The following is a 17,978-nucleotide window of genomic DNA, read 5'->3' as shown; positions in this document are numbered from 1 at the left end:
TTGAGATCATGACCTTAAAAGAATTATTGGTAGGTTTCGGTACCCAGGTACGCAGTATCTGGATGATCGGCCTGCATGCGTTTGCCAAACGCGAAACCCGGATGTACCCGGAAGAGCCGGTATATCTGCCGCCGCGCTACCGTGGCCGTATCGTGCTGACGCGCGACCCGGACGGCTCCGAGCGCTGCGTTGCCTGTAACTTGTGTGCGGTAGCGTGTCCGGTGGGCTGTATCTCTCTGCAAAAAGCAGAGACGGTAGACGGCCGCTGGTACCCGGAGTTCTTCCGCATCAACTTCTCACGCTGCATCTTCTGCGGTCTGTGCGAAGAAGCGTGCCCAACCACGGCGATTCAGCTGACTCCAGACTTCGAGCTGGGTGAGTATAAGCGTCAGGATCTGGTGTACGAGAAAGAGGATCTGCTGATTTCCGGTCCGGGCAAATACCCGGAATATAACTTCTACCGGATGGCGGGTATGGCAATCGACGGCAAAGATAAGGGCGAAGCAGAGAACGAAGCTAAGCCTATCGACGTCAAGAGCCTGTTACCGTAAGGAGAGGGCAATGGAATTCGCTTTTTATATCTGTGGCCTTATCGCCATCCTGGCTACGCTGCGAGTGATTACGCACACCAACCCGGTGCATGCACTGCTGTATTTAATCATTTCGCTGCTGGCCATTTCCGGGGTGTTCTTTGCGCTGGGCGCGCACTTCGCCGGTGCGCTTGAAATCATCGTTTACGCCGGGGCCATTATGGTGCTGTTCGTCTTCGTGGTGATGATGCTGAACCTGGGCGGCTCTGAAATTGAGCAGGAACGTCAGTGGCTGAAACCGCAGGTGTGGATTGGTCCGGCAATTCTGTCGGCCATCATGCTGGCGGTGATTGTTTACGCCATTCTGGGCGTCAACGACCAGGGTATCGACGGGACGCCAATCAGCGCGAAAGCCGTGGGTATCACCCTGTTTGGTCCGTACGTTCTGGCGGTTGAGCTGGCCTCAATGCTGCTGCTGGCGGGGCTGGTTGTGGCCTTCCACGTTGGCCGCGAAGAGCGTGCTGGCGAGGTGCTGAGCAACCGCACTGACGACCGCATGAAAAGAAAAACGGAGGAGCGCGCATGATCCCCTTAACACATGGACTGATCCTCGCTGCGATTTTATTCGTTCTGGGTCTGACCGGTCTGGTTATCCGCCGCAATCTGCTGTTTATGCTGATCGGACTGGAAATCATGATTAACGCTTCTGCGCTGGCCTTCGTGGTCGCCGGTAGCTACTGGGGCCAGACCGATGGTCAGGTGATGTACATTCTCGCCATCAGCCTCGCGGCTGCTGAAGCGAGTATTGGCCTGGCGCTGTTGCTACAGCTCCACCGTCGCCGCCAGAACCTGAACATCGATTCAGTAAGTGAGTTGCGTGGATGAACATGCTTGCCTTAACCATTATTTTTCCGCTGATTGGCTTCGTGCTGCTGGCGTTTTCTCGTGGCCGCTGGTCTGAGAATCTGTCTGCAACCGTGGGCATTGGCTCTATCGGCCTGGCTGCGCTGGTCACAGCGTATGCGGGTATCGACTTCTTTAACAACGGACGTCAGGCCTACAGCGTACCGCTGTGGAACTGGATGTCGGTCGGTAACTTCAACATCGGCTTCAACCTGGTGCTGGATGGTCTGTCGCTGACCATGCTCTCCGTGGTGACCGGCGTCGGTTTCCTGATCCACATGTTCGCCTCCTGGTATATGCGCGGTGAAGAGGGTTACTCTCGCTTCTTCGCTTATACCAACCTGTTTATTGCCAGCATGGTCGTTCTGGTGCTGGCCGATAACCTGCTGCTGATGTATCTGGGCTGGGAAGGCGTGGGTCTGTGCTCTTATCTGCTGATCGGTTTTTACTACACCGATCCGAAGAATGGCGCAGCGGCCATGAAAGCGTTCGTCGTGACCCGTGTGGGTGACGTCTTCCTCGCCTTCGCGCTGTTCATTCTTTACAACGAACTGGGCACGCTGAACTTCCGCGAAATGGTGGAACTGGCGCCAGCGCACTTCGAAGCAGGCAACAATATGCTGTGGTGGGCAACGCTGATGCTGCTGGGTGGCGCTGTGGGTAAATCCGCACAGCTGCCGTTGCAGACATGGCTGGCCGACGCGATGGCGGGTCCAACCCCTGTCTCCGCGCTGATCCACGCCGCGACCATGGTTACCGCTGGCGTTTACCTGATTGCGCGTACCCACGGTCTGTTCCTGATGACCCCGGAAATCCTGCACCTGGTGGGTATCGTCGGTGCGGTGACGCTGGTGCTGGCAGGCTTTGCCGCGCTGGTGCAAACCGACATCAAACGCGTTCTCGCGTACTCCACCATGAGCCAGATTGGCTACATGTTCCTGGCGCTGGGCGTACAGGCGTGGGATGCGGCGATTTTCCATCTGATGACGCACGCGTTCTTTAAAGCGCTGCTGTTCCTCTCGTCCGGTTCGGTGATCCTTGCCTGCCACCACGAGCAGAACATTTTCAAGATGGGCGGTCTGCGCAAATCCATTCCACTGGTTTACGTCTGCTTCCTGGTGGGCGGCGCGGCGCTGGCGGCACTGCCGCTGATTACCGCGGGCTTCTTCAGTAAGGACGAAATCCTGGCGGGCGCCATGGCGAATGGTCATATCAATCTGATGGTTGCGGGTCTGGTCGGTGCGTTCATGACCTCCCTGTACACCTTCCGTATGATTTTCATCGTCTTCCACGGTAAAGAACAAATTCACGCTCATGCAGGGAAGGGAATTACCCACCACCTGCCGCTGATTGTGCTGCTGGTCCTCTCCACCTTCGTTGGCGCGATGATTGTGCCACCGTTGCAGGGCGTACTGCCGGCGACAACCGAGCTTGAGCACGGTCGCGTTCTGACGCTTGAAATCACCTCCGGCGTTGTGGCTATCGCGGGCATCCTGATTGCTGCATGGCTGTGGCTGGGCAAACGCACGCTGGTGACTGCCGTCGCCAACAGTGCGCCGGGCCGTCTGCTGGGGACCTGGTGGTACAACGCATGGGGCTTCGACTGGCTGTACGACATGATCTTCGTCAAGCCGTTCCTGGGCATAGCGTGGCTGTTGAAGCGCGACCCACTGAATAGCCTGATGAACATCCCGGCGATCCTCTCTCGTTTTGCAGGTAAAGGCCTGCTGTTCAGCGAGAACGGTTATCTGCGCTGGTATGTGGCGTCCATGAGCATCGGTGCGGTTGTCGTACTGGCGCTACTGATGGTGTTGCGTTGATCGTTACGTGAATTTTATTCGAATTCGTTGAAAATCAGGCCCCTGCCGGGGGCCTTAAAAAGGAATGTAAATCGCCATGTTACTACCCTGGCTAATATTAATTCCCTTCATCGGCGGCTTCCTGTGCTGGCAGACCGAACGCTTCGGCGTGAAGATGCCGCGCTGGATCGCGCTGATCACCATGGGATTGACGCTCGCGCTTGGCCTGCAACTGTGGTTGCAGGGTGGCTACTCACTGACCCAGTCTGCGGGCTTTCCGCAGTGGCAGTCTGAGTTTATCCTGCCGTGGATCCCGCGTTTTGGTATTACGATCCACCTGGCGATTGACGGTCTGTCGCTGCTGATGGTCGTGCTGACCGGTCTGCTCGGCGTTCTGGCGGTACTCTGTTCCTGGCGAGAAATCGAAAAATACCAGGGATTCTTCCACCTGAACCTGATGTGGATCCTGGGCGGCGTGATCGGCGTGTTCCTTGCCATCGATATGTTCCTGTTCTTCTTCTTCTGGGAGATGATGCTGGTGCCGATGTACTTCCTGATCGCGCTGTGGGGCCACAAGGCATCCGACGGTAAAACGCGTATCACGGCGGCTACCAAGTTCTTCATCTACACCCAGGCGAGTGGTCTGGTGATGTTGATTGCTATCCTGGCGCTGGTGTTTGTGCATTACAACGCCACCGGCGTCTGGACTTTCAACTATGAAGAACTGCTGAAAACCCCGATGTCCCACGGCGTGGAATACCTGCTGATGCTGGGCTTCTTCATCGCCTTCGCGGTGAAAATGCCGGTCGTACCGCTGCACGGCTGGCTGCCAGACGCGCACTCTCAGGCGCCAACGGCGGGTTCCGTTGACCTGGCGGGTATCTTGCTCAAAACGGCGGCCTACGGTCTGCTGCGTTTCTCCCTGCCGCTGTTCCCGAACGCCTCCGCAGAGTTCGCGCCGATTGCCATGTGGCTGGGTGTGATCGGCATCTTCTACGGTGCGTGGATGGCCTTCACGCAGTACGACATCAAACGTCTGATTGCTTACACTTCCGTTTCCCATATGGGCTTCGTGCTGATTGCCATCTACACCGGCAGCCAGCTGGCGTACCAGGGGGCGGTGATCCAGATGATTGCGCACGGTCTGTCCGCAGCCGGGCTCTTTATCCTGTGTGGTCAGCTGTATGAACGTCTGCACACCCGCGATATGCGTATGATGGGCGGTCTGTGGGGCAAAATGAAATGGCTGCCAGCGCTGTCCATGTTCTTCGCGGTGGCGACCCTGGGTATGCCGGGTACCGGTAACTTCGTCGGCGAGTTTATGATCCTGTTCGGCAGCTTCAACGTGGTACCGACGATCACCGTTATCTCCACCTTTGGTCTGGTGTTCGCTTCCGTCTACTCACTGGCGATGCTGCACCGCGCTTACTTCGGGAAAGCGAAGAGCGAAATTGCTGCACAAGAACTGCCGGGGATGTCGCTGCGCGAGCTGTTCATCATCCTGCTGCTGGTCGTACTGCTGGTGCTGTTGGGCTTCTATCCGCAGCCGATTCTGGATACCTCGCACTCCGCGATGGGTAACATCCAGCAGTGGTTTGTTAATTCTGCTTCTACTACAAGGCCGTAATTCGCCATGACAATAACTCCACAACAACTGATCGCGCTGCTACCGCTGCTGATCGTCGGATTGACGGTGGTGGTTGTGATGCTCTCCATTGCGTGGCGACGCAATCACTTCCTGAATGCGACCCTGTCCGTTCTGGGTCTGAACGCTGCGTTAGTCTCCCTCTGGTTTGTTGGCCAGGCGGGAGCGATGGACGTCACGCCGCTGATGCGCGTTGACGGTTACGCCATGCTCTACACCGGTCTGGTGCTGCTGGCGAGCCTGGCAACCTGTACCTTTGCGTATCCGTGGCTCGAAGGGTACAACGACAACAGAGAAGAGTTTTACCTGCTGGTACTGATTGCCGCACTGGGCGGCATTCTGCTGGCGAATGCGAACCACCTGGCCGCGCTGTTCCTCGGTATCGAGCTGATCTCACTGCCGCTGTTCGGCCTTATTGGTTACGCCTTCCGTCAGAAACGCTCTCTGGAAGCGAGTATCAAGTACACGATCCTGTCTGCGGCCGCGTCGTCGTTCCTGCTGTTCGGTATCGCGCTGCTATACGCACAGACGGGGAACCTCTCGTTCATGGCGCTCGGCAAGAGCCTCGGCGACGGCATGATGCATGAGCCGCTGCTGCTGGCGGGTCTGGGCATGATGATTGTTGGCCTTGGCTTTAAACTCTCTCTGGTGCCGTTCCACCTGTGGACGCCTGACGTATACCAGGGTGCGCCTGCACCGGTCTCTACCTTCCTGGCGACGGCGAGCAAAATCGCTATCTTCGGCGTGGTGATGCGTCTGTTCCTGTACGCACCGGTGGGTGACAGCGAAGCGGTCCGCGTGGTGCTGGGCATTATCGCGTTCGTCTCCATCATCTTCGGTAACCTGATGGCGCTGAGCCAGACCAATATCAAGCGTCTGCTGGGCTACTCCTCTATCTCCCATCTGGGCTACCTGCTGGTGGCGCTGATTGCGCTGCAAAGCGGTGAGATGTCGATGGAAACCGTGGGTGTGTATCTTGCTGGTTACCTGTTCAGCAGCCTCGGCGCGTTCGGCGTGGTGAGCCTGATGTCCAGCCCGTACCGTGGCCCGGATGCAGATTCCCTGTTCTCCTACCGTGGTCTGTTCTGGCACCGCCCGATCCTCTCTGCGGTAATGACCGTGATGATGCTCTCGCTGGCGGGTATCCCGATGACGCTGGGCTTTATCGGTAAGTTCTACGTGCTGGCCGTCGGTGTGCAGGCGGGTCTGTGGTGGCTGACTGCTGGTGTCGTTATCGGCTCCGCGATTGGTCTCTACTACTATCTGCGCGTTGCGGTGAGCCTGTACCTGAGCGCACCTCAGCAGCTTAATCGTGATGCACCTACCAACTGGCAGTACAGCGCCGGCGGTATCGTTGTGCTGATCTCCGCGCTGCTGGTGCTGATCTTCGGTATCTATCCGCAGCCGCTGATTGATATCGTGCAGCGAGCGATGCCATTGATGTAAGGTAAAAGCAAAAAACCCGCCTCGGCGGGTTTTTTTATGGTCTTCTCCCTCTCCCTGTGGGAGAGGGCCGGTGTGAGGGCACCAGCCCGCACAGAGTAAAACATGCCCAGCGGCGCTACGCTTGCAAGGCCTACGGGTTTTGCAGGTCGGGTAAGCGTAGTGCCACCCGACTAAGCCAGCTGCTTGCGGCTAATCAACGGCCCTTCAATCTTCTTCATCGACCGATCCAGCACTTCCTCAATCACCGACGACAGCTCGTTCAGCTCAAACTTCGCCACGTAGCCGTCAGCTTTCACTTTGCGAATATGATCTTCATTCGCATTGCCGGAAAGAGACGAGTGGATCACCACCGGAATATCTTTCAGTACCGGGTCGGTTTTGATTTTGCGCGTCAGCGTAAAGCCATCCATCTCCGGCATTTCGAGGTCGGTTAATACCAGGGCGATCTTATCGGTAACGGGAACGCCTTCAGCCTGAGCCTGCGCGGCCAGCAGAGTGATTTTCTCCCACGCGTCTTTGCCGGTGATATGCAGCTGGGCCGGGATCTGCATCGCCTGCAATCCCTTCTCCAGCATTGAGCGCGCTACTTTCGAATCTTCTGCAACAATCGCGACAGAGCCGGGCTTGATGTTGAATTTAGTGGTTTCCAGATGGGTAGCGTGCAGATCGTGGTTCGCCGGGGTGATGTCATACAGGATCTGCTCCACGTCCAGCACCATCGCCAGATCGTTAGTATCGGTCTTCTCATCCAGGCAGGCAATGCTGGTGATGTAGCGACCGCTGACGGCGGTTTCCGCGGCGTGCACCTGCTTCCAGTCCAGACGCATGATGTTTTCCACCGATTCCACGGCGAACGCCTGCACGCTGCGGGCATATTCGGTGATGAGCAGGATGTTCAGCCCGGTGGCTGGCTTGCAGCCAGCGACAGCGGCCAGATCGATCACCGGGATTACCTGGTCGCGAATGTTCACCATCCCCATCAGAGGAGACTTCATCCCCGCCGGTTTGGTGAAGGCCGGCATCGGCACAATTTCGCGCAGTTTGAACACGTTGATGCCGAACAGCTCGGATTTATTTTCGTTCAGAGAGGTGCCGAGACGGAACAGCAACAGTTCAAAACGGTTGGACAGGGTCAGGTTCGCCCTGTCATCAATATCTTTCTGGAAATTATCCATTCTACCCTCAAGAGAAATGCTGGCCTTTTAATCGTTATCGGCACTCTGAGGGAAAAATGAAGGACTAAACGCTGACCTGAGCAAAATCTTCCGCCAGCTCGCATGCCGGGAACACCTCCTGGCACTCTGCCAGCAGGCTTTCACAGCCGCGGACGTCATAGCGTGAGCTGACGTGAGTGACAATCAGTTTCCGGACGCCAGCCTCACGCGCCAGCTGTGCCGCCTGACGCGTTGAACTGTGTCCCCGGCTGTTGGCCTTTTCTTCCATCGCCGCTTCCAGCGTTGCCTCATGCACCATTACATCCACGCCCTCAGCTAGCCTGAGCGCTGAAGGGCAGGGAGCGGTATCGCCAAAAATAGCCAGTTTTTTGCCCGGCTGCGGCGGCGCGAGATAATCCTGACCGTTGATGACGCGCCCGTCTTCCAGCGTAACGGTCTCGCCGTGCTTCAGACGCTGGAACAGCGGGCCAGGTTTCACCCCATCGGCCTGTAACGCAGCGGCGTTCAGCGCGCCGGGCTTGTCATGCTCCTCAACGCGATAGCCGTAGCATTCCACCGGATGGTTAAGCGGGTAAGCGTGCACCCGATAATCTCCGTCGTCGAAGACTTGGCCTTCGCCGATCTCAACCACCTCCAGCGGATAGTCGGTCCACGAGCCGCTCAGGCGCAGCGTGGTTTCAACAAATTCCTGAATGCCCGCAGGGCCATAAATGGTCAGAGGGTTAGCGTTACCGGCCATCGAACGGCTACACAGCAGGCCCGGCAGGCCAAACAGGTGGTCGCCGTGCAGATGGGTGATAAATATTTTGTCCAGCTTGCCGGGGTGATACGCGGTATGCAGCAGCTGATGCTGTGTGCCCTCACCGCAGTCAAACAGCCACAGTCCACCGCGGGTAGGATGCTTAAGATCCAGCAGAATCGCCGTCACGTTTCGTGAGCGGGTTGGCACCCCGGCGGACGTACCCAGAAAAATCAGTTCCATAACGCAATCAGCCCTTTGCCGAATGGGAAGGGGTTTAGTATAACGTGATGAACCCCAGGAAGGAGAAACACATGATCCAGTGGCAAGATCTACACCACAGCGAACTGACCGTGCAATCACTCTACGCCCTGCTCAAGCTGCGCTGCGAAGTCTTTGTGGTTGAACAAACCTGCCCCTATCAGGATATCGACGGCGATGACCTGGTCGGCGAGAACCGGCACATCCTCGGCTGGCGCGATAACGAGCTGGTGGCGTATGCGAGGATTCTGAAAAGCGAAGAGGATTTTGATCCTGTCGTCATTGGCCGCGTCATTATCAGCGGCCGCGCGCGCGGTGAAAAGCTGGGCTATCAGCTGATGGAAAAAACGCTGGACGCATGCCAGAAACAGTGGCCGGGCAAGGCGTTATACCTGGGCGCGCAGGCGCATTTGCAATCATTCTATGGCCATTTTGGTTTTACCCCCGTCACGGACATTTACGACGAAGACGGCATCCCACACATTGGCATGGCGCGCGAAGCGAAACAGGCGCAATAGCGAGAGGTTGTCTATAGTTATCGGACTGGTGTACTAACATGGAGAAAAATATGTCATTTCAATCCTGGGATACCCGAGTCGACGACGACCTGACGCTGCTAAGCGAAACGCTGGAAGAAGTGCTGCGCTCTTCAGGCGATCCTGCCGATCAGAAGTACATTGAGCTCAAAGCCCGCGCCGAGCAGGCGCTGCATGACGTGAAAAACCGCGTCAGTAACGCCTCCGACAATTACTACTACCGCGCCAAACAGGCGGTTTATCGTGCCGACGATTATGTGCATGAAAAACCGTGGCAGGGCATTGGGGTTGGGGCGGCCGTAGGGCTGGTGCTGGGTCTGCTGTTAGCCCGTCGTTAAGCCGGTAAACCACTCCCTACACGTGGGTACTGCTATTTATCGTCAGTACCCCGTATAATATAAGGCTTTAACAGGGAGAGGTTCGCGTGCACTCGATTTTCCTCGCGCTGCAAAGCCTGCGCACTCAGCTTGCGCAAGCATTGCCTGCTACACCTGGTTTACGCCATTTCGATGTCTCTTTCCCGTTAAACGACGCCTTCGATCCGCTGGCCTGGCTGGGTGTGCAGAGATGCTATCCTCAGTTTTACTGGCAACAGCGCAACGGCGATGAAGAACTTGCCGCGCTCGGAAGCCTCGCCCAGTTTGATTCTCTGGCCTCGGCCTCGCGATTTTTGCACACCCATGACGTAGCCAGTGACACCCGTATCTGCGGCCTGAACGCCTTCAACCCCGCGCAGGGCAAGCTATTTTTACCGCGTCTTCTCTGGCAACGGTCTGGTGGGGTCGCCACGCTGCGTCTGCAACTGTGGAGTGAAACGTCGCTGCGGGAAGATGCCCGTGAAGCGCTAAATTTTGTCAATAATCTGCGCGACGCCGCGCCGATCCGCCCGTTGTCTGTTCATGTTGTGCAGGAAACCCATCATCCTGAAAAACCGGAATGGCTGGCGTTGATCCGTCAGGCAACGGATACCATTGCTCGAGGCGATTTTGAGAAAGTGGTGCTCGCACGTGCTACCGATGTTGAATGCCAGCAGCCCGTGAACGCCATCGCGCTGATGGCCGCCAGCCGCGCGCTAAACCTCAACTGCTATCATTTTTGCATGGTCTTCGACGCCGGCAACGCGTTTCTTGGCTCGACCCCCGAGCGCCTGTGGCGGCGACGCGGCACGCTGCTGCGCACCGAAGCGCTGGCAGGCACCGTCGCCAGCCATTCTGACGATAAGCAGGCCCAGCGTCTGGGCGACTGGCTGATGAACGACGATAAAAATCAGCGGGAAAATATGCTGGTGGTGGAAGATATCTGCCAGCGTCTTCAGCACCATACGCGGACGCTGGAGATCCTCCCTGCGCAGGTGCTGCGTCTGCGTAAGGTGCAGCATTTACGCCGCTGTATCTGGACCGACCTGAAACAGCCTGATGACGAGCAGTGTTTGCATATTCTGCAACCAACCGCGGCGGTGGCCGGGCTGCCGCGTCAGGCGGCGCGAGAGTTTATCGCGAACGTGGAGCCGTTTGACCGGGAGTGGTACGCCGGATCGGCTGGGTATTTATCGCGCGATCAAAGCGAATTCTGCGTGGCATTACGATCCGCCCGCGTTCAGGACGCCGCGCTGCGTCTTTATGCGGGGGCGGGCATCGTCAGCGGCTCCGATCCTGAGCAGGAGTGGCAGGAGATCGAAAACAAGGCCGCCGGGCTGCGTTCCCTCCTCCTGAGGGATTAATACTGATTCGTGCAATCCCGATTCATATCAAAATTCTGACTTTTTCTATTATTTATACTGTGTCGCATTCTTGATACTGGACAATCTCATGTCAGTAAGTTCTTTTAACCGACGCTGGGCGACGGTGATCCTTGAAGCCCTGACCCGTCATGGTGTCAGGCACGTGTGTATTGCCCCGGGCTCTCGCTCCACGCCGCTCACCCTTGCTGCGGCGGAAAACCGGGCTTTCATTCATCACACCCATTTTGACGAGCGTGGTCTCGGCCATCTGGCGCTCGGGCTGGCGAAAGTCAGCAAAGCGCCCGTGGCGGTGATAGTCACCTCCGGCACGGCGGTGGCGAACCTCTATCCGGCGCTGATTGAAGCGGGATTAACCGGCGAAAAGCTGATTTTACTCACCGCCGACCGTCCCCCGGAACTTATTGACTGCGGTGCTAACCAGGCGATTCGTCAGCCTGGCATTTTTGCCTCGCATCCTTCACAGACGGTCTCGTTGCCGCGCCCCACTCAGGACATTCCCGCCAGCTGGCTGGTCTCAACCCTTGACCACGCCATGAACGCACTGCGCAGCGGCGGGCTGCACATTAACTGCCCCTTTGCCGAGCCGCTGTACGGCGAAATGAACGATACTGGCCTCGCCTGGCAACAAACGCTGGGAGACTGGTGGGAAAGCGAAAAACCCTGGCTGCGCGAGCAGACGCATCTGGAAAGCGAGAAACAGCGCGACTGGTTCTTCTGGCGCCAGAAGCGCGGCGTGGTCATTGCCGGGCGGATGAGCGCGGCGGAAGGGAGGCTGGCGGCGGAGTGGGCACACACGCTTGGCTGGCCGCTGATTGGCGACGTGCTTTCCCAGACGGGCCAGCCGCTGCCCTGCGCGGATCTCTGGCTGGGAAACGCGAAGGCGGTCACCGAGCTTGCGCAGGCACAAATTGTCGTCCAGCTGGGATCGAGCCTGACGGGCAAGCGTCTGCTCCAGTGGCAGGCCACCTGTACGCCGGAAGAGTACTGGCTGGTGGATCCGCTCGAAGGACGCCTTGACCCGGCCCACCATCGCGGTCGCAGGCTGGTCAGCGACGTTGAGCGGTGGCTGGAATTGCATCCGGCGGAAAAACGCAAACCCTGGGCGGTTGAGATCCCCGAGCTTTCGCGTCAGGCGTGGGAGCTTACCAAAGCGCAGTGCGAGGCGTTCAGTGAAGCCGGTCTGGCGCACCGTATCCGCAAATACCTTCCCGAGCAGGGGCAACTTTTTGTCGGTAACAGCCTGGTGGTACGCCTGATTGACGCCTTTTCGCAGCTGCCCGCAGGTTACCCGGTGTACAGCAACCGGGGCGCGAGCGGCATTGACGGCCTGATCTCCACCGCCGCTGGCGTACAGAGGGCCAGCGCGAAATCCACGCTGGCGATTGTGGGGGATCTCTCAGCCCTCTACGATCTCAACGCGCTGGCGCTCCTGCGTCAGGCGTCGGCCCCGTTCGTGCTAATTGTCGTTAACAACAACGGCGGGCAGATTTTCTCCCTGCTGCCGACGCCGCAAAGCGAACGTGAGCGCTTCTATCTGATGCCGCAAAACGTGCAGTTCAAACACGCCGCCGCCATGTTCAGCCTTAAGTACCATCGCCCGGAAAGCTGGGACGCGCTGGAAACGGTGCTGAACGCCGCCTGGCGACAGCCTGGCGCAACGCTGATTGAGCTGGTGGTTAACGATTCGGACGGCGCGCAGAAGCTGCAACATCTGCTGGCGCAGGTGAGCCACCTGTGATCCTCGCAGGCGTCACTCGGCCCGGAAAACCAGGCTCCCCCTGGCTGGTTTTCCTGCACGGCTTTTCCGGCGACTCTCGCGAGTGGCAGGCCGTTGGGGCGTCGCTGGATGACTATCCCCGGCTCTACCTTGACCTGCCCGGACACGGTGGTTCAGCAGAGACGGGCGTGGCGGGATTTGCAGAGATGAGCGAGTTGCTCACGCACACTCTTTTTAGTTACAACATACTAAAATACTGGCTGATAGGGTACTCCCTCGGCGGCCGCATTGCGATGTTTCATGCCTGCCAGCACCCTGCGGGGCTAGACGGGGTGATTGTGGAGGGTGGACACCCGGGCCTGCAAGATACCGATGCGCGCCAGGCGCGGCAGATCGCTGACCGACGCTGGGCGTCACGTTTTCGCAGTGAGCCGCTGGAAGCCGTCTTTGCCGACTGGTATCAACAGCCGGTCTTTGCCTCCCTTACGGAAGTACAGCGCCACGCGCTGATCGCGCTGCGCAGCCGGAACAACGGCCCGAGGCTGGCAGAGATGCTGGAAGCCACCTCGCTTGCCGTTCAGCCTGATTTACGTCCCGCGCTCACCGCGCGTGATTTTTCTTTTGACTATCTCTATGGCGAACGTGACGGGAAGTTTGCAGCTATCGCCGCTGAACTTAACGCCACGCGCCATGCTATCCCCCATGCCGGACACAACGCCCACCGGGACAACCCGGATGCGGTTGCCGCGAGTCTGGCTCAGATACTGCGTCATCGAACAAAGGACACGCTATGATTTATCCTGATGAACACATGCTTTACGCGCCGGTTGAATGGCAGGACTGTTCCGAAGGCTATACCGACATTCGTTACCACAAATCCGCCGATGGTATCGCCAAAATCACTATCAACCGTCCGCAGGTGCGCAACGCGTTTCGTCCGCTGACCGTAAAAGAGATGATTCAGGCGCTGGCGGATGCCCGCTACGACGACAATATCGGCGTCATCATCCTCACCGGGGAAGGGGAGAAGGCCTTCTGCTCCGGCGGCGATCAGAAAGTGCGCGGTGACTACGGCGGATACCAGGATGATGCGGGCACGCACCACCTGAACGTGCTGGATTTCCAGCGCCAGATCCGTACCTGTCCAAAACCGGTGGTCGCGATGGTGGCAGGGTATTCCATCGGCGGCGGCCACGTGCTGCACATGATGTGTGACCTGACCATTGCCGCCGAGAACGCTATCTTCGGCCAGACCGGTCCGAAAGTGGGCTCTTTCGACGGCGGCTGGGGCGCATCCTACATGGCGCGCATTGTCGGCCAGAAAAAAGCCCGCGAAATCTGGTTCCTTTGCCGTCAGTATAACGCCCAGGAAGCGCTGGACATGGGTCTGGTAAATACCGTGGTGCCGATCGCCGATCTGGAAAAAGAGACCGTGCGCTGGTGTCGCGAAATGCTGCAAAACAGCCCAATGGCGCTGCGCTGCCTGAAAGCGGCCCTCAACGCCGACTGTGACGGTCAGGCGGGCCTTCAGGAGCTGGCGGGTAACGCCACCATGCTGTTCTATATGACCGAAGAAGGCCAGGAAGGGCGCAACGCGTTCAACGAAAAACGCCAGCCAGACTTCAGCAAATACAAACGGAACCCGTAATGCGTCGCGCGCAGGTTTACCGCTGGCAGATACCGATGGACGCGGGCGTGGTGCTGCGTGAACGGCGGTTAAAAACCCGTGACGGCTTTTTCGTGCATCTCCGGCAGGGCGAGCGGGAAGGGTGGGGCGAAATCGCCCCGCTTCCGGGCTTTAGCCTGGAAACGCCGGACGAGGCGCAGGCTGCGCTGATGGCCTGGACGCACGAATGGCGTGATGGAGCAGATCCGGCGCTGCCGGACGTTCCTTCCGCCGCGTTCGGTATCAGCTGCGCGCTGGCAGAGCTGGACGGCAGTTTACCGGACGCGGCGAACTATCGTGCGGCACCGCTCTGTACCGGCGATCCGGATGAACTTTTCGCGCTGCTCTCCGGGATGCCGGGCGAGAAAGTGGCGAAAATTAAGGTCGGCCTGTACGAAGCGGTGCGCGACGGCATGGTCGCCAACCTGCTGCTGGAAGCGATACCTGACCTTCATCTCCGTCTGGACGCTAACCGTGCCTGGACGCCGCTTAAGGCGCAGCAGTTCGCGAAATACGTTAATCCGGCGTACCGCAGCCGCATCGCGTTTCTTGAAGAGCCGTGCAAAACCCGCGACGATTCGCGCGCGTTTGCCCGCGAAACGGGTATTGCGATCGCCTGGGATGAAAGCCTGCGCGAAGACGATTTTGAATTTATTGCCGAGCCGGGCGTCAGCGCGGTGGTGATTAAACCGACGTTAACCGGCAGCCTGGCGAAAGTCCGTGAGCAGGTTGCCGCGGCGCATGCGCTGGGGCTGACGGCGGTGATCAGCTCGTCGATTGAGTCCAGCCTTGGGCTGACCCAGCTGGCACGTATTGCCGCCTGGTTAACGCCTGACACCGTCCCCGGCCTCGATACGCTAAACCTGATGCAGGCCCAGCTGATTCGCCAGTGGCCGGACAGCACCTTGCCGTGCCTCGACGTCGGGGCGCTGGAGCCACTGCGATGAGTTTTAACGACTGGCCGTGGCGGCACTGGCGCACCCGGCGTGCCGATGAACCCGCGCTGCGTTTAGACGATGTAACGCTCAGCTGGTCTCAGCTGGGCGAGCGTATCGATCGTCTCGCAGCCGGTTTTCAGTCTCAGGGAGTTGCTGACGGTGACGGCGTCATGCTGCTCGCCCACAACCATCCGCAGACCCTGCTGGCCTGGCTGGCGCTGCTTCAGTGCGGCGCCCGCATTTTGCCGGTGAACCCTCAGCTTCCCCGTCCGCTGCTGGACGTCCTCCTGCCGCAGATGACCCTGCGTTTTGCGCTGGTGCTTAACGGCGAGTATGACGGTCTGCCCGGGCTGGCGTTAAGAGAGGGCGAGGGGCAGGGCGGCGTGACGTGGCGGGCAGAACGGCTGGCCTCAATGACGCTCACCTCTGGCTCCACCGGCTTGCCGAAAGCGGCGGTGCACACCTGTGCCGCCCACCTTGCCAGCGCAAAAGGCGTGCTGACGCTGATGCCTTACGGCGAAGGCGACGACTGGCTGCTCTCGCTGCCGCTGTTTCACGTCTCCGGTCAGGGGATTATGTGGCGCTGGTTGCAGGGCGGAGGCCGTCTCACCGTGCGTAAAAAACAGCCTCTGGAGCAGGCGTTAGAGGGCTGTACCCACGCCTCGCTGGTGCCGACGCAGCTGTGGCGACTGCTTAATTCACACCATCCCGTCGCGCTGAAAGCCGTGCTGCTCGGCGGGGCGGAAATCCCCGTTGCGCTGACCGAACAGGCGCGCGAGCAGGGGATCCGCACGTTCTGCGGCTACGGTCTGACCGAGTTCGCCTCCACCGTCTGCGCCAAAGAGGCCGACGGCGCGCCGGACGTGGGCAGCGCGCTGCCGGGCAGAGACGTTCAGGTGGTAAACGGTGAAGTCTGGATCCGGGCGGAAAGCATGGCGGCGGGCTACTGGCGAGACGGCGCCTTACTGCCGCTGGTCAATGCGCTGGGCTGGTTCGCCACCCGCGATCGCGGCGAGTGGCATGACGGACGCCTGACCATTCTGGGCCGAATGGACAATCTCTTTTTCAGCGGCGGAGAAGGGATCCAGCCCGAAGCGCTGGAGCGCGTTATCGCCACGCATCCGCAGGTAAGCCAGGCGTTTGTCGTTCCGCTGGAGGATGCCGAGTACGGGCAACGCCCGGTGGCGGTAGTGGAATGCGAGCCGGGCACGGATATCACGCTGTTGCCGGAGTGGGTTCAGGGCAGGCTGGCGCGCTTTGAGCAGCCGGTACACTGGCTGGTGCTGCCGTCAGAACTGAAAAATGGCGGGATTAAAATTTCCCGCCAGGCGTTAAAGCAGTGGGTCAATGCCCTGTTGAGGGGCTAATCAGCCAATATCCGGCTGCGGTTTGTGCTGGCGTCGGCGGATCCAGCGCAGCACCGGCGGCACGACAATCACCATAATCGCCATTGCCAGCAGGATCTTCGTCACGCTGCTCTCCCACAGGATCCCCATGTTGCCGTTGCTGATGGAGAGGGCGCGGCGCAGGTTCTGTTCCAGCATTTCCCCCAGCACAAACCCTAAAATCAGCGGCGACATCGGGAAGTGCATCTTGCGCAAAATGTAGCCCAGCACCCCAAGCAGCACCATTAAGACCAGGTCAAAGGTGGTGCTGTGCACCGCGTACACCCCAACCGCAGAGACGGCGGCAATCGCCGGGACCAGGAACCACAGGGGAATGGTCAGCATGCGGGTGAACAGGCCGATCAGCGGGATGTTCATCACCAGCAGCATCACGTTGGCGATCAGCAGGGCGGCAATCAAACCCCAGACGATATCGGGCTGCTCGGTAAACATCGCCGGACCCGGGGTGATGTTATAGAGCGTCAGCGCGCCCATCATTACCGCCGTGGTGCCGGAACCCGGCACGCCGAGGGTCAGCATCGGGATAAACGAGCCGCAGGCCGAGGCGTTATTCGCCGCCTCCGGCGCCGCCACGCCGCGGATATCGCCTTTGCCGAAGCTGTCGCTGTTACCGCTCAGCTTTTTCTCGGTCATGTAGGTGATGGCGCTGGCGATAGTTGCCCCCGCGCCGGGCAGAATGCCGACGAAGAAACCGATCACCGACGAACGCAGGGTGGCACCAATACACTGCGCCCCCTCTTTGGCGTTAAAGAGCATACGTCCGGTTTTACGCACCAGCGTCTGCCCGCTGCTGGTATGCTCCAGCATCAGTAAGATTTCTGAGACAGAGAACAGACCAATCACCACGACGATAAACTGCACGCCGTCGGAGAGGTGAACGCTGTCGAAGGTAAAACGATAAACCCCGGTGTTGGCATCCACGCCGACGGTGGCCAGACTGAGGCCAATCAACGCAGACAAAAACGACTTCAGCGGATTCTGCGCCATCATGCTGCCGAGGCAGGCGATGGCGAACACCATCAGGGCAAAATACTCGGCCGGACCAAACGCCAGCGACCACTGGGCCAGCGCCGGGGCGAAGAGGATGATGCCGCCAATGGCAATCAGCGAGCCAAAGAATGAACTGACCGCTGAAATGGAGAGCGCCACGCCGCCGCGTCCCTGCTGCGCCATCGGGTAGCCGTCAAGTGCGGTCATAATCGCGGCGGCATCGCCGGGCACGTTAAGCAGAATCGAGGAAATACGCCCCCCGTATTCGCAGCCGATATAAACCGTCGCCAGCAGGATCAGCGCCGATTCCGCAGGCAGGTGCAGCGCAAAGGCCAGCGGCAGTAAAATCGCCACGCCGTTGATAGGCCCGAGGCCCGGCAGCAGGCCGACGATGGTCCCGACGAAACAGCCGATCAGGGCGATCACCAGGTTTTCCGGGGTCATCGCTACCGCGAACCCCTGAGAGAGATAGATCCAGGTATCCAT

Annotated in this window: 17 protein-coding genes; 14 read left to right on the top strand and 3 right to left on the bottom strand. The window is 59.1% G+C overall.

Annotated elements, in window-relative coordinates; translation table 11 throughout:
• The first annotated feature begins 8 nt into the window (after positions 1-8).
• The 6 genes from nuoI (at position 9) to nuoN (ending at position 6,323) form a co-directional block, all read left to right on the top strand.
• On the top strand, positions 9-551 hold the full coding sequence (nuoI, locus tag G6Q29_RS12640; RefSeq protein ID WP_003861491.1) for an NADH-quinone oxidoreductase subunit NuoI: 543 nt from the start codon (positions 9-11) through the stop codon (positions 549-551).
• A 10-nt stretch (positions 552-561) separates the two neighbouring features.
• Entirely contained in the window at positions 562-1,116 is a 555-nt protein-coding gene (gene nuoJ, locus G6Q29_RS12635; protein WP_165465861.1) for an NADH-quinone oxidoreductase subunit J, read from the top strand.
• Positions 1,113-1,415: an NADH-quinone oxidoreductase subunit NuoK gene (nuoK, locus tag G6Q29_RS12630; protein ID WP_003861496.1), complete on the top strand. Its 303-nt coding sequence runs from the start codon at positions 1,113-1,115 to the stop codon at positions 1,413-1,415. The genes nuoJ and nuoK overlap by 4 nt, the downstream gene beginning before the upstream one ends.
• Positions 1,412-3,253: an NADH-quinone oxidoreductase subunit L gene (gene nuoL, locus G6Q29_RS12625; protein WP_003861497.1), complete on the top strand. Its 1,842-nt coding sequence runs from the start codon at positions 1,412-1,414 to the stop codon at positions 3,251-3,253. Before nuoK ends, nuoL begins: the two co-directional genes overlap by 4 nt.
• Before the next feature lie 76 nt (positions 3,254-3,329).
• The gene (gene nuoM, locus G6Q29_RS12620; protein WP_165465860.1) at positions 3,330-4,859 is read left to right on the top strand and encodes an NADH-quinone oxidoreductase subunit M; all 1,530 of its coding nucleotides are present in this window, start codon (positions 3,330-3,332) and stop codon (positions 4,857-4,859) included.
• A gap of 6 nt (positions 4,860-4,865) precedes the next feature.
• Positions 4,866-6,323: an NADH-quinone oxidoreductase subunit NuoN gene (gene nuoN, locus G6Q29_RS12615; protein WP_165465859.1), complete on the top strand. Its 1,458-nt coding sequence runs from the start codon at positions 4,866-4,868 to the stop codon at positions 6,321-6,323.
• Positions 6,324-6,493: 170 nt separating this feature from the next.
• Here the strand turns inward: nuoN and G6Q29_RS12610 are convergent, their stop codons facing one another.
• Both G6Q29_RS12610 and rbn read right to left on the bottom strand, forming a co-directional pair.
• A complete protein-coding gene (locus tag G6Q29_RS12610; protein ID WP_165465858.1) occupies positions 6,494-7,498 on the bottom strand; it encodes a chemotaxis protein in 1,005 nt (334 codons plus the stop codon).
• Positions 7,499-7,562: 64 nt separating this feature from the next.
• Complete coding sequence (gene rbn / locus G6Q29_RS12605) at positions 7,563-8,480, bottom strand: ribonuclease BN (protein ID WP_165465857.1); 918 nt, start codon at positions 8,478-8,480, stop codon at positions 7,563-7,565.
• 71 nt (positions 8,481-8,551) lie between these two features.
• Between rbn and G6Q29_RS12600 the strand changes: the two genes are divergently transcribed.
• The 8 genes from G6Q29_RS12600 to menE all read left to right on the top strand — a co-directional run bounded on the left by G6Q29_RS12600 (position 8,552) and on the right by menE (position 16,463).
• Entirely contained in the window at positions 8,552-9,016 is a 465-nt protein-coding gene (locus tag G6Q29_RS12600; RefSeq protein WP_165465856.1) for a GNAT family N-acetyltransferase, read from the top strand.
• A gap of 50 nt (positions 9,017-9,066) precedes the next feature.
• Positions 9,067-9,372 carry a stress response protein ElaB gene (gene elaB, locus G6Q29_RS12595; RefSeq protein WP_017693006.1) on the top strand — a complete coding sequence of 102 codons (306 nt, stop codon included), beginning with the start codon at positions 9,067-9,069 and terminating at the stop codon, positions 9,370-9,372.
• An 86-nt stretch (positions 9,373-9,458) separates the two neighbouring features.
• Positions 9,459-10,754, top strand: coding sequence for an isochorismate synthase MenF (menF, locus tag G6Q29_RS12590; protein WP_165465855.1), 1,296 nt, complete (start codon positions 9,459-9,461; stop codon positions 10,752-10,754).
• Positions 10,755-10,842: 88 nt separating this feature from the next.
• Positions 10,843-12,513, top strand: coding sequence for a 2-succinyl-5-enolpyruvyl-6-hydroxy-3-cyclohexene-1-carboxylic-acid synthase (menD, locus tag G6Q29_RS12585; protein WP_165465854.1), 1,671 nt, complete (start codon positions 10,843-10,845; stop codon positions 12,511-12,513).
• Entirely contained in the window at positions 12,510-13,286 is a 777-nt protein-coding gene (gene menH / locus G6Q29_RS12580) for a 2-succinyl-6-hydroxy-2,4-cyclohexadiene-1-carboxylate synthase (protein ID WP_165465853.1), read from the top strand. The genes menD and menH overlap by 4 nt, the downstream gene beginning before the upstream one ends.
• Positions 13,283-14,140: a 1,4-dihydroxy-2-naphthoyl-CoA synthase gene (gene menB / locus G6Q29_RS12575; RefSeq protein WP_045614643.1), complete on the top strand. Its 858-nt coding sequence runs from the start codon at positions 13,283-13,285 to the stop codon at positions 14,138-14,140. Before menH ends, menB begins: the two co-directional genes overlap by 4 nt.
• Positions 14,140-15,105, top strand: coding sequence for an o-succinylbenzoate synthase (gene menC / locus G6Q29_RS12570; protein ID WP_165465852.1), 966 nt, complete (start codon positions 14,140-14,142; stop codon positions 15,103-15,105). Before menB ends, menC begins: the two co-directional genes overlap by 1 nt.
• Entirely contained in the window at positions 15,102-16,463 is a 1,362-nt protein-coding gene (gene menE / locus G6Q29_RS12565) for an o-succinylbenzoate--CoA ligase (RefSeq protein WP_165465851.1), read from the top strand. Before menC ends, menE begins: the two co-directional genes overlap by 4 nt.
• Here menE and G6Q29_RS12560 read toward each other — a convergent pair whose 3' ends face one another.
• Positions 16,464-17,978 (bottom strand): tripartite tricarboxylate transporter permease, encoded by a 1,515-nt coding sequence (locus G6Q29_RS12560; RefSeq protein WP_045141709.1) that lies wholly within the window; start codon positions 17,976-17,978, stop codon positions 16,464-16,466.

The organism is Enterobacter cloacae (assembly GCF_011078175.1).
Lineage (GTDB): Bacteria > Pseudomonadota > Gammaproteobacteria > Enterobacterales > Enterobacteriaceae > Enterobacter > Enterobacter cloacae_Q.
This window is presented reverse-complemented; position numbering and strand designations above follow the sequence as displayed.

Excerpts from the sequence above, each read along its gene's own strand:
- G6Q29_RS12600 (WP_165465856.1), top strand. The coding sequence starts at position 8,552 with ATGATCCAGTGGCAAGATCTACACCACAGCGAACTGACCGTGCAATCA.
- nuoM (WP_165465860.1), top strand. The coding sequence starts at position 3,330 with ATGTTACTACCCTGGCTAATATTAATTCCCTTCATCGGCGGCTTCCTG.
- G6Q29_RS12610 (WP_165465858.1), bottom strand. The coding sequence starts at position 7,498 with ATGGATAATTTCCAGAAAGATATTGATGACAGGGCGAACCTGACCCTG.
- menC (WP_165465852.1), top strand. The coding sequence starts at position 14,140 with ATGCGTCGCGCGCAGGTTTACCGCTGGCAGATACCGATGGACGCGGGC.
- elaB (WP_017693006.1), top strand. The coding sequence starts at position 9,067 with ATGTCATTTCAATCCTGGGATACCCGAGTCGACGACGACCTGACGCTG.
- nuoJ (WP_165465861.1), top strand. The coding sequence starts at position 562 with ATGGAATTCGCTTTTTATATCTGTGGCCTTATCGCCATCCTGGCTACG.
- G6Q29_RS12560 (WP_045141709.1), bottom strand. The coding sequence starts at position 17,978 with ATGGATACCTGGATCTATCTCTCTCAGGGGTTCGCGGTAGCGATGACC.
- nuoN (WP_165465859.1), top strand. The coding sequence starts at position 4,866 with ATGACAATAACTCCACAACAACTGATCGCGCTGCTACCGCTGCTGATC.
- menD (WP_165465854.1), top strand. The coding sequence starts at position 10,843 with ATGTCAGTAAGTTCTTTTAACCGACGCTGGGCGACGGTGATCCTTGAA.
- nuoL (WP_003861497.1), top strand. The coding sequence starts at position 1,412 with ATGAACATGCTTGCCTTAACCATTATTTTTCCGCTGATTGGCTTCGTG.
- menE (WP_165465851.1), top strand. The coding sequence starts at position 15,102 with ATGAGTTTTAACGACTGGCCGTGGCGGCACTGGCGCACCCGGCGTGCC.
- rbn (WP_165465857.1), bottom strand. The coding sequence starts at position 8,480 with ATGGAACTGATTTTTCTGGGTACGTCCGCCGGGGTGCCAACCCGCTCA.
- nuoI (WP_003861491.1), top strand. The coding sequence starts at position 9 with ATGACCTTAAAAGAATTATTGGTAGGTTTCGGTACCCAGGTACGCAGT.
- nuoK (WP_003861496.1), top strand. The coding sequence starts at position 1,113 with ATGATCCCCTTAACACATGGACTGATCCTCGCTGCGATTTTATTCGTT.
- menB (WP_045614643.1), top strand. The coding sequence starts at position 13,283 with ATGATTTATCCTGATGAACACATGCTTTACGCGCCGGTTGAATGGCAG.